Source organism: Ruegeria sp. HKCCE4148 (assembly GCF_017872495.1).
Classification (GTDB): Bacteria; Pseudomonadota; Alphaproteobacteria; order Rhodobacterales; family Rhodobacteraceae; genus Ruegeria.
The window spans coordinates 1-11,075 of record NZ_JAEDOS010000020.1; the positions used below are offsets into that span (position 1 = coordinate 1).

8 protein-coding genes are annotated in these 11,075 nt (G+C 50.3%); 2 read left to right on the top strand and 6 right to left on the bottom strand.

Features of this window, described 5'->3' with window-relative positions; all coding sequences use genetic code 11:
* Positions 1–624: 624 nt before the first annotated feature.
* The 6 genes from I9187_RS21700 to I9187_RS22165 form a co-directional block, all read right to left on the bottom strand.
* A complete protein-coding gene (locus I9187_RS21700; protein WP_171178898.1) occupies positions 625–1,710 on the bottom strand; it encodes a BamA/TamA family outer membrane protein in 1,086 nt (361 codons plus the stop codon).
* A 339-nt stretch (positions 1,711–2,049) separates the two neighbouring features.
* Positions 2,050–2,787 (bottom strand): hypothetical protein, encoded by a 738-nt coding sequence (locus I9187_RS21705; protein ID WP_171178901.1) that lies wholly within the window; start codon positions 2,785–2,787, stop codon positions 2,050–2,052.
* A 306-nt stretch (positions 2,788–3,093) separates the two neighbouring features.
* Complete coding sequence (locus I9187_RS21710; RefSeq protein WP_171178904.1) at positions 3,094–4,428, bottom strand: serine hydrolase; 1,335 nt, start codon at positions 4,426–4,428, stop codon at positions 3,094–3,096.
* Between the two features lie 451 nt (positions 4,429–4,879).
* The gene (locus I9187_RS21715; protein ID WP_171238776.1) at positions 4,880–5,713 is read right to left on the bottom strand and encodes a hypothetical protein; all 834 of its coding nucleotides are present in this window, start codon (positions 5,711–5,713) and stop codon (positions 4,880–4,882) included.
* A 270-nt stretch (positions 5,714–5,983) separates the two neighbouring features.
* Positions 5,984–6,925, bottom strand: a complete 942-nt coding sequence (locus I9187_RS21720; RefSeq protein WP_171178908.1) for a helix-turn-helix domain-containing protein — start codon at positions 6,923–6,925, stop codon at positions 5,984–5,986.
* Positions 6,926–7,089: 164 nt separating this feature from the next.
* A complete protein-coding gene (locus I9187_RS22165) occupies positions 7,090–7,995 on the bottom strand; it encodes an AraC family transcriptional regulator (protein WP_171178910.1) in 906 nt (301 codons plus the stop codon).
* Between the two features lie 135 nt (positions 7,996–8,130).
* On the opposite strand from I9187_RS22165, the gene I9187_RS21730 reads away from it, so the two are divergent.
* Both I9187_RS21730 and I9187_RS21735 read left to right on the top strand, forming a co-directional pair.
* Positions 8,131–9,975: an amidohydrolase family protein gene (locus I9187_RS21730; protein WP_171178912.1), complete on the top strand. Its 1,845-nt coding sequence runs from the start codon at positions 8,131–8,133 to the stop codon at positions 9,973–9,975.
* Positions 9,972–10,766: a DUF3299 domain-containing protein gene (locus tag I9187_RS21735; RefSeq protein WP_171238778.1), complete on the top strand. Its 795-nt coding sequence runs from the start codon at positions 9,972–9,974 to the stop codon at positions 10,764–10,766. Before I9187_RS21730 ends, I9187_RS21735 begins: the two co-directional genes overlap by 4 nt.
* The last annotated feature ends 309 nt before the right edge of the window (positions 10,767–11,075 follow it).

The following is an 11,075-nucleotide window of genomic DNA, read 5'->3' on the forward strand; positions in this document are numbered from 1 at the left end:
ACGTTCCCTGGCAATTCTTTTACGATGATCCTTGCCACATCGGTTTGCATATCCATAAAAAGTCCAATGAACATATCGAGGGTCCAGAGCCTGGCAGCCTTTGGCACAGAGCTCTTAAAGACTTCTCGTGAAATGATCCGCAGTTTTCCCAGCCTCGCCACAAGAGGAACACTTCGAATTTAGATCCTTCTGGCGATGTTTGCGGCGGACTTGTTGCGAAGAAAAACAATTTGGGCTCGGATTGGACATCTAACAAAACTCGTCTGGTGCCAGTTGCCCGAAACACAGGATCTGTGGGTCTGGAACCTATCGTGTCAATGTTTCAACGTTTATGGCGCGCGCTGGACCGTTGCACTTGAATGCTCCAATTAGACTTGGACCACTACTACGTATGAGAAACTGAGTTCTGTACACGGCACACAACAGACGTAAACCAGAAAAATAGTGTAGAAACATCAGCAAGTTTATGTGCTTGTCGGCTGGAGAATGAAATGTTCAACCCAGTAGGTCTACTGGAATGGGAGTCCCTAAAACGTCTTGGTCAATACCTAAACAGAACGCGCAGTCGGTATTGAAACGTCTGTAATTTGTAGAAGAATAGTTGCCGGTTTCAAAAAAGGTGACTTAAAATCTTTGGCCAACATAGAAATATAGAAACTGGTCTCCGTCGTCGTTGACCGCCGCATCTATCGAAAAATCCAGTTTGTGTTTTTTTGTTACTCGGTAGCGCAAACCAACACCGCCAGCGTAGCGGAAGCCACTATCGACAGAAATACTGTTCTTTTGCACTTCGCCACCACCAGCAAATGCGACGTATCCAAATCGCTTAGAAAGTCTTCCTCGATATTCAGCTTGCGCGGTCAGCATCGAGTTTCCATAAACATCAAACAATGGAAAACCCCTTATTTCAGAACCTAGAAGGCAACTGTCGAAGAAAGGAGTGCGGTCGCTTTTTTCGCAAGCCGTTGCTCTGAAGGCGATAGCTGATTCATTGCTAACGGGCCAAAACTTGTCGTAGCTTAGCTTCAGTCCGTAATAGGACAGATCCCCGTTTTGAACATCGTTTGAGTAGGTCAGTGCCAGATCCACTTTGTTCCCGCTAACCGGGTAAAACGTATCGTCACGAGTATCCCATTTCGCGACAAGGCCTACTGTTGCTAGCGCAGTGTCTGAGAGTTCGGCAACTTCAGGGGGCAACACGAAGCCGTCTACACCTGAAACAACGGTGTTCAGATACTGCAACGATGCACCTGCTGAAAAAGTATCCGTAAAGCTGTAGCGATACGCGCCTTGGAACGCGAGGCCCTGCTGCGAGACGTTTATCGAGTCATTAATCAGGAACAAATCGTATTTTAGATCTCCATATGCGAGTATGAACTCAACGTTGTGGCGATTGTTGTCGAGAGACAAACCACCACCTAGCCCGATTGCGTAGCTTTCCTTGTTCGTCCCTGCGAGGGCTGCACCTAAAGACGAGGTTTTTGATCCTTCGTCGCTTTGAAAAAGGTATCCAACACCCAAAACTAGCCCAGCACCGAAAGTCGGGTCGTTAATCGGGATGGGAACACCAACAAAAGAACCATTTTTGAATCCCAGTTCACTGTTGTCCTGGTTCGCATTGTCATCAGTGCCTTCCGCGCTCGCTCCAAACGCAGTGCAGAACATCGCAACTGCGCAAAAACCGGCCAAAGAAGTGCGAGGTTTACTCATTGAATAGGTTTCGTGAAAAGTTTGGCACTTAGTAGATACTCAGTCTTGAAAGCTAATCTGGACGTTTTACTTTCACCACAATAAGAGTAGCAAGCAGCTGACAGCCTTGTCCAGCTTATCGGTTGGGAACGCTCAATGCAGGTCCTGTGACTCGCTAATAATCATCTAAGCCGGATTTTCTCGCATACAAATCAGGCTGATCATGACAGCGTACTGAGCTGAATTGAGAGCAAGGTAGACATTCTGCCGAACGGCGGGAGCAGCTTTTCAGAAGTTCAGTCAACGAAAAAATGGAACATCTGAATAGTGAAAGCCCATTGGTGAACGGAAGGATTGGCATCAAACCAAACCGGAACCAGTGAGAAAATACTTGATTGCGTCAGCGATGAAAGCCAAGCCCAAGACGCCGAACAGCAGTGGGATGAACCATGATGCGGTGCTGCCTATGAACGTGATGAACGCTTCCAGTTTGGCTACAATGGACTGCCCCACGACAGCATATGCAAATGGAATCAGCATATATGGTAGCGCATACAAAAGGTTGTAGATCAGCAAACCTAGAGCCTTAGATTCAACATTGAAGCTGAACAACTCATTGATTAAGCCGAAATACGGTACAGAAAACGGCATACTCAAAACGCAAATTGTTACTCCCATCATGAAAGATGGAAACAAACCTTCTTTCTGCTCGCTGACTTCAGATCTTGTAGATTGCTTTTCAATTTGGGCACTTGTGCTCATCCTCACAGCGAAGCCGAGCAAAACCAGCCCCAGAACAAAGCCGATGACGAAGTTGATGCGCGTTGGGTCCACGAAACCTTTGACGACGAAGTCCACCACCGGAGCGAAAAGTTCCGCAAGTCCGGTGGCGATTAAACTGCCCATCACAAAGTAGACAAATCCGTAAACGATTAAAATGCCCATCAGAAAGTAGGCAAGTGTATGGCCTAAGATGAGTGCGTAGCTTTTTGCAATCGGACGGCTCCTTGTAAGAGCATATGCAATTGCGACGAGTAGGACGGGGTTTGCTACATCAACCAATAAAATAGGTATTCCTACCGCCCAAATACTACTCATTCCCGGCACCACTCACTCACATCAATAGGTTTCTTAGACATCCATTCATGTCCTTAACTTAGACTTCAGAGGAGCCGAGTGTAAAAGATGCCCCACTGCCCTGTGGCCATTTACCGGTTTCTACACGCGTATATACGTTTGACAAACCTGAGATTGTGCGACGGAACCGCGAACCAAAGAGGCGTCCGCGACTAGCAAGAACCTTTAACCTCTTTTTGCTGCGGGTCATGCCACTCAGTGATTGATCGTCCTCTAATGATTATGGCGCACGCTTTCACGTGCGCCGCAACAACGAGGTAGTCGCCGCTATTGTGCAAGATAACCAATTATCGCGTCATAGGCATTGATATTGTATTCGTCATAGTAGTTTGTAGAAGCCTCCGGCTGCGAGCTTTGTTTGACAATTGCCACGCCACGCTCAACGTCGATGTAAATCCACTGCCCATTTACCCCGATGGCATTGAACGACTCTTTGCCTGGCGTATGACGCACCCACCATTGTGCGCGGTAACTCCAATCCCCTCCGCCCATGACGCCCTTAGCATCTGGACCATTTGAGAACTTGTCTCTGTCGGCACCGTCCGAGAGCTTTTGGATAACTTCCTTCGGAACAACCTGTTCGGCTCCAACCATTCCGTCATTTAGCATCATTATTGCAAATCGTGCGAGGTTTCGTGGCGTCGCGTTTAAGCCGCCACCTGCAAAAAGCGTCCCATTCTTGTCCAGAAGTACATATGTTTCGCCTTCTGCACCAATTTTCGACCAAAGATCCGTAAGTTCATCCTGAAATGAGCGACCGGTCGCACGATTTGTCACCCAATTCACGACATCTGTTTTTGGCGTCTGATAGTGAAACACATCACCCTGTTCGTGAGCTTCGTCCTTTGGCAGCGTTGCAAGGTAAGAGTAAATACTGTCAGCGGGTATTTCGTCGGCAGGAGCTTCCCTTAACCCAAGGACCTTAGAATATTGTGTAATTCCTGAGTTCGGGTCAGCATAGTCTTCTGAAAAATCCAAAGACGCTGTCATGTCTTCGACCTGCTCAAACGTCGCATCTCCAAATGCACCGGAACTTTGCAACTCGGGGACGTATTTGGTTACTGGGTCTTCTTCGCTTAGAGAACCATTTGCAACAGCCATGAGACCAAACATTCCAGCGAACGACTTCGTGACGGACATCATTTGATGAGGCCGGTTCGGGCTCATACCGTTCAAGTACCGCTCATATACGATGCGGTCGCCATGGATAACGACAAAAGCATCGGTATAGGTTTCTTTTAGGTATGTATCGAAATCTACTTCGGACCCATCTTCCCGTTTGTAGGTCAGGCGTTCAATTCCACTGTCAATGTTCACCTTTACAGGTAGGGGCGATAGTGACGCGGGAATATTGGCGGTTGGAAACAACTCGCGCATATGCTGGTAGGACCAACGGTTGTAAGGAACGCCAAACAGCCCGTTTGTTCGGTTCACGCGCTTGTCTTCTGGCGGTGGAAAGCCTTTCATCAGACCAAGTTCGTCGGCAGTAGCGTAGGGATTATCTTCCGCATCAGCCGTAACTGCCGAAGCCAAAACGGCAACGCAGAACACTGCTGCGACCTTACCAATTCTGGCGATTGGTAGCTTCGTGTTGGTGGCCATGTAGTTCTCCCTTGTTTCCTGCGTGACTAATCATTTGATTGTATTCATCAAGTTCTGCACCGAATATGAACCCGTGACCAAACAAGTCGTAGCTTTTTGAGTACGCAAATTGCGCAAAACGACAGCACGTCAACCAACGAAATTGTAAACCCTACTGTCCAAACACTACTCAACCCCAGTACTGCACAGTTAAATCACTTGAGTTCTCAGACATCCATTTCCGCCCACTGCTTAAATTCCGGAGGGGCCAAGAGCGAACTTCACTTTTCACTCTTGGGACATTCCATCAGTTTGAACGATGCTCGATGCTGATTAAGAGTGTGTTTCCGACCATCGCATCGAAAGTGAGGTCGTGTAGCTAACCCAAATGCGGGGGTTCAGTATCGTGGTAACGTCATAGTTCGAAATCGTATCGGCCAAGACTTTTTGCTCCTCAACGTGCTTGTTTCGTTCAGAAGAAAAAAGAGATGCCAAACTTGAACTGTCTGTTTGGCCCACCTGTGGGAGACTGGGTAACGTCGTAGTAACCAGCGCTCAGGTCCAATGCGGTACCCTTTTCGTCGTTGGTTATGATAGTTTTGCCGACAGTTAGGCCCAGTGGCACTAACCAGGCCTCGTCATTGTTAGAAGCATTCCAATTATATGATATCACATTATTATATCCGAAATACCAACCTCCACCAAGGCCGTAGATCAGGATCGGCTGTAGTATAGTCGTGTTGAAGTCGCTCTCCCCCCACATATGAGCAAGAACACCACCCCAGGACAAATCTCCTGCCTGACCAAATATCACGAAGGCCGGACCCGCCCCCCAACCCGCGCCCTGAAGCGCGTCGTCGGTGTGGGTTGGTAGAGATACTTGTAGCCCATAGCCGAGAGAAATATTGCCCGAAGGTGTCGGTGCGTAAAACGCTTGAACCGTTGAATCACCTATACCCCATTCGAGATCGGAGTTTTGGGTAGGTTCACCTATGCCGGGCGGTAGAACTGCACCCGGTGCAACACCTTGAATTGGGATAATGCCCCTTAGCACCAGGTTGGCGCCGTCAAGTGGAACCGCGTAGACTGGTTGAATCTGGAAGTTATAACTGTCTTCCTCATCTGTGCCCGTTCTGAATGCCACCGTGTTGTCGGTCATGATCGCGCGAATGTCAGCGAGGGGGTTGGCGGCTTTTCGGGCCGCTTCGCATGCTGCATCGCAGCCGGCGTCTTGAGCTTGAACCATCACAGGCAGAAAGCTGTATGTCAGCGCACCAATAACGAGATGTGACAATTTCTTTTTCATCTTCAATTTTCCGTCCCTAGAATACTGATTTACCAAAAGTCTTCTGTCTCAAGGCTGCAATGCGATCCGCCAGCGCACAAGTCCTCTATCAAAATTAACATTCATTTTTGTTTAACTATGCCGTGTCGCCTTCAAGATATCGAACGGATTGGATACGCAAATTGTGCAAATCTCGCTCAATTTGCTCTTCCAGTTGTGACCGTGGTTTTGGGGCACGTGAGGAGGTGGAGAACCAGTTGAAAACCCAGAACAGAATAGCCGTCCAATATCTTACCGTTTTCTCAGTGTGTCGCTCGGCAACTCGCCATATTGTCGTTTATAATACTCAGAGAAGCGCCCAAAGTCGCGAAACCCATGTTTGCTTGCCACTTGCTTGATCAAAGTGCTCTGACTGCTGCTCATCGCCAATTCGAACCGTGCGTTCTGAAGCCTTCGAAAGCGCATAAATTTTGTTGGAGAAACTCCAAGCTCTTGTTGGAAAGACAGGTATAACAGTCTAGGGCTAACGCAAATCGCATCCGCAAGCTGTCGAGAACTCAAGAACTGCTGTGAACTACTTATCGCTTCCAAGGCTCGTGCAACAGTCTTCCAAGTGGCGGCACTTTTCAGGTTCGCGAAATCCTTTGACTTCTCGCTGTTTTTGCAAAGCATGTCACCTAGCGAAAACATGATGTGATCTTGGAGATCATCGGGTGAAAATTGATCCCAAAGACGCGGTTGGTCAAAAAGGCTGAACAGCAACTTCCTTAAACGCCGTCCAGTCGTCCCAAGCTTTGCAATTCCGTTTGTCGTATTCTGCGCCGAGTCAATTCGACAAAGTTCTTGGACCCCGTAGCGGTCTAGCAGGTTGGTCTCGAAGGTCACAAAAATCGAACTAAGGCAAGCTGGTGTCAGGCTTGAATGGTCGCGACCGGAGGACGTAATCAAAGCATCATCCGCTTCTACAGGTAGGCCACACCAAATCTCATTTTCGCTATTCGGGCGATAGAACGCAAAGCTTGTTGTTTCGCCGTCATGGGTCCAGTTTACGTGGCAAGGATGAGATTCTTCATTTAGCATGATTTGAAGGTCCGCTGCGCGAACGATCTGCAACTTGGAGTTTGTTATACCGGGTTTGAGTTGGACGGCTTCAATGTTCCAACCACCCATTGCTGCGTCAGTTTCCTGAAGAAAAGAAAACTCCTGATCTACCATCCATTTAGTTGCTCTCATGCGCCAGGCACCTCAATAATCGAACATGGACACGACCCCGCCTCTTCCATAGCCGACGTTGCAGGTCAGAGTGTCTACATTTGCAAGACCGGTTCCGTCACGGGGTAATCTGCCCTCTGCATTCGTACTGTTGCGAAGAAAAAAGTCGACGCGTATCCTCCTAACTAACTTCGCCGCAGCGTTTCAGCCGGGTTCTCACAAAAGAAGTCCCGGTACTCAGCTGCGAACCTGCCTGTATGGCGAAAGCCATTGTCGAGAGCGATCTGCAACACACTACTCTCGACTTGAGAACGCGCAAGCAAGTCTCGACGCGCGGCGGCCAATCGCAACACGCGCGAATAGCGCGCAGGTCCAATACCCGGCCAAATTCGAAATGCGCGATACAAGCTGCGGCGGTTCACACCGATGACCCGCGCCACCTCGTCCACGTTATCGAACTCCTCCGGCCCAAGTCCGGAGATATGACGACGGGCATGGGCCACGATCTTAAAAACATCCGAAGCGTCATCGTCTGGTGAGCGTTTGCTATCCTTGAAAAGCTGCGCGCCAAAAGCTTGCTCTAACGCGTTCAGGAACGCGAAGGCGATGTGCGGCTGTCTCAACATTGTGCTTTGGGCGAGTTTGTCGCTCAGGGCTTTCAATGCGTTGAAGCCGTCAGCAGAGGCTTTCATGAAACGGGCAGGCGACATAGACCAGCCGCGCTGTTCGGCGGTTTCTTTTGAGACCATAACCACGAACCCGGAAAAATTCTCAGGCATTACATATTCGTAGTCAAAGCGATCTCCAGGACGCCAGACAATTGTATCCCCGCGCTCCAATGGGTGGCCCAAAAACCGGGGACTGCCTTCGCCTTCTGTGACAATTCCGAACGATAAAAAGGGTACATTGTGTATGTCGCGCACCTGAACCGAGGCTGCGCATTGGATGTATTCCACTATGACTTGTCCGAGATCGACTGTGCTGTAGCGGTGCAACAACGGCCCTGCGGAAAGCTGAAGCATGTCAACGCTCCAGTCTTCGCCGAACTGCAACTCCTCAATCTGATAGGAGATATGTGTCTTCAGTTTCATTCCTCCTGATCTGATGCCTGCACCAAAAAGGTCAATCATTCGCAGTTTAAATTGCTCGTGGCACAAAGTGGATCGACAGGGTGCAAACAGTGGACTTAGACTTTTGAGAGAACTGCAGCACAAGGCTATACGCAAATGACTTTTTTTTCCAAGACGTTGATCCTTTCCAGCACAATGTTCTTGGCTGTGTCGAACATGGTCCAAGCGCAGAGCGCTGATACGATTTTTCTGAGCGAGAACATTGTCACGTCCAACGTCGAAATGCCGCTTGCGAAATCGGTCGCGGTAGAAGGTGATACCATCATTTGCGTGCGCACAGACGATAGTTGCCGAGAGCTTGCAGGCCCAGATGCCCAAATCGTGGACGCGGGCACAAACACCATCATGGCTGGTATCATCGACACGCATTTGCACACGCGCATCTTCGGACAAACGCATTTCGTCATGCTCAACCTGTTCAAATACAACGATGCAACACGCGAAGAGGTGGTCGAAGTCATCCGGGAATATGCATCGACACTTGCGCCGGATGAATGGGTTATCGGGGGTGGTTGGTCAGATGCGCATTTCCAGAACCCAACTAAGGAGGAACTGGACGAAATCGTGGGGGGGCGTCCTGCATTGATCTCGGACAATACTCAACATAACGGCTGGTATTCGACGAAAGCCCTGGAATACCTTGGGATCACTGCCGATTGGGAGCCACCGAAAGGCGGCTACATGCCGCTTAACGAAGCAGGTGATGAACCCTCTGGTCTTTTGCAGGAGAAAGCGCATCTTTCGACTGGTTTCGTCGAGCAGCATAAACTCTATTCCTTCGAGAAACAGGAAGCAGCGATCCGTGGCGCCGCCCGCGTTCTCAACGCGGTTGGGGTTACAGGAGCGACGGAGGCTGCTGCCGGGTCCAAGGAGGGTGCGGATGACGTCTACGTCCGTCTGGCGCAAAAAGGTGAATTAACACTCAGGCACGAGTTGGCAATGGTGTTCTGGGGCACCGGCACGCCTGAGGGTGATACCGCAATGATCGAACAATTGGAGATGCGGCGGGCCGCCGTCGAGGATGCAGGCGTTGACTCCAGCATTCTCCATGCGAACACTGTCAAATTCGCCATCGATGGAACGCCGGGGCGCTTCGCCTACATGGAAGGCCCGTATTTGGACGGCACAAGGCCAGATATGAACTTCCATCCAGACAATCTTGCAGAGATTTTTGACGCTCTGACAGAGCGCAATTTTACCCTGATGCTCCATGTTGAAGGGAATGCAGGGATCCGCCGCTCGCTCGACGCGCTGGAATTTGCACATGAAACTGGCGAACCCGTGCGCGACGACATCCCCCAAATTTTCACCCATGTCGACCATTTGTCGATCGACAACGCGCGGCGCATGTCCCGGCTTGGAGTTTCCGGACAGCTTCAACTTCACTGGGCTGATCCGACCGAGGAATACTTCCTCAATGTCACCAGCCAGAACCTGCCGAAAGAGGTTTTGGAGCGCATGTACCAGTTCAAGCTCGTGACCGAGTTCATGGAGTACGGATTTGGGCCTGACGCACCAACCTCGCCGGTGTTTTCACCGTGGGAAGGTATGGAGATCGGCATGACAAGGCAGGCGATGGGAACACCCGGCGGTCTTGTAATGCCCGGAGAGCCATTGACCTTTGATGAGGTTATCCATGGCTCAACACTGGGCAGTGCGCGCCTTCAGGATCGCGGCGATGTGTTAGGTAGTCTTGAGGAAGGCAAGCTTGCGGATATCATTGTGCTTGACCGCGACATCCGGAAGCAGGCCCTAGAGAATATCTTCGATTTTCATAAGATCGAAGTGCTGCAGACCTATATGGGCGGTGAGTTGGTCTACGACATTGATCGTGACGGCGAACCGGACAAAGAGCTGACAGAGCCGGTCTGGGAAGAAGGTGACGACGAAAAACTACGCCGTGGCGTAGCGGTCACCAGCGTAAGGGTGTCTGAGGGATGATGAAAGTCGCGTATGCGCTGGCGATGGTCGCGCTGTTCGGCCTTATAACTTCTCCAGTATCGGCGCAAAGCGTCGAGAAGGCACGGCAGCGCGCGATTGCAGGCCAACAAAACTTTGGAGTTCCGTTAGATCCGCTTGCTGCGCCGCCTATTTTAACGAGAGCACCGATCGGTGCTCCGCCGCATAGCATGTCGGCGGGGGGTCGTGTTATCGGTTGGCGAGATCTGCAACCGCCGCATGTTTTGAGCGAAACCCCCTTTGCTGACCTGCCTCCTTTTTTGCTCGATGCAATGCGTACCCACGTCGAATGGCGTACTTCATCGCCGCGCGAGCGCGAAAACTCGGCATTCATAAAACGCCACGAAGCTGCCCTGAAACTCCTCTCTATGCATAATGTCGATGTTGAAGGCCTGATGAAAATGCGCCGTAAGATTATTAGGCAGAATGGCCGTGCGGGACGCGGCCCTAATCCGGAAATTCTCGGACAGTTTATCCGCCTCCCGGGTTATGTCGTCCCGCTTGCTTTTGATGAGACAAAAGTGACCGAATTTCTGTTCGTGCCTGTCGCAGGGGCCTGCGTTCACACACCAACCCCACCTGCAAACCAGATTGTACACGTGAACTACCCGCAGGGCCTCGCTTTTAGCTCGATTTTCGACGCTTTCTGGATTGAGGGAGAGCTGGTAGCTGAAGATAGCAAAAGCAACGTTGTGTTTTACGACGGTGCTTCGAACATCGAGGCGCATTATAGTCTCACTGCCAAAGCCGTGGAGCTCTACACCGCGTGGTGAATGCGATCGTAAGGCCCTATATATGCTCGAACTTTTCCGAAATGCCCAACCAATTGCGGCTGCCGGTGAGTAAGACCTTCCGCCCTGAGACCAGTTACCTCTATGGACTTGTTGCAAAATTTGATCCGGTTTCATAACCGCTAGTTATAACGGTCACAGCGGTCATTTGCGGAAAACAGTCTGTTTATAGTGTAGCAAAAGACCGCTCCGATGGGCTTCTCTAGAAAAGGAGTTTCGTTGACGTTCGGCAAAGGTCAAATCCTCTCCCCGCAACCAAAATCCAAACAGCCCGGTCGATCTACAAAAAAT

Bases quoted from the DNA above. Each gene is read 5' to 3' on its own strand.
- I9187_RS21720 (WP_171178908.1), bottom strand. From the start codon at position 6,925: ATGAGAGCAACTAAATGGATGGTAGATCAGGAGTTTTCTTTTCTTCAG.
- I9187_RS21705 (WP_171178901.1), bottom strand. From the start codon at position 2,787: ATGAGTAGTATTTGGGCGGTAGGAATACCTATTTTATTGGTTGATGTA.
- I9187_RS21730 (WP_171178912.1), top strand. From the start codon at position 8,131: ATGACTTTTTTTTCCAAGACGTTGATCCTTTCCAGCACAATGTTCTTG.
- I9187_RS21735 (WP_171238778.1), top strand. From the start codon at position 9,972: ATGATGAAAGTCGCGTATGCGCTGGCGATGGTCGCGCTGTTCGGCCTT.
- I9187_RS21710 (WP_171178904.1), bottom strand. From the start codon at position 4,428: ATGGCCACCAACACGAAGCTACCAATCGCCAGAATTGGTAAGGTCGCA.
- I9187_RS21715 (WP_171238776.1), bottom strand. From the start codon at position 5,713: ATGAAAAAGAAATTGTCACATCTCGTTATTGGTGCGCTGACATACAGC.
- I9187_RS22165 (WP_171178910.1), bottom strand. From the start codon at position 7,995: ATGAAACTGAAGACACATATCTCCTATCAGATTGAGGAGTTGCAGTTC.
- I9187_RS21700 (WP_171178898.1), bottom strand. From the start codon at position 1,710: ATGAGTAAACCTCGCACTTCTTTGGCCGGTTTTTGCGCAGTTGCGATG.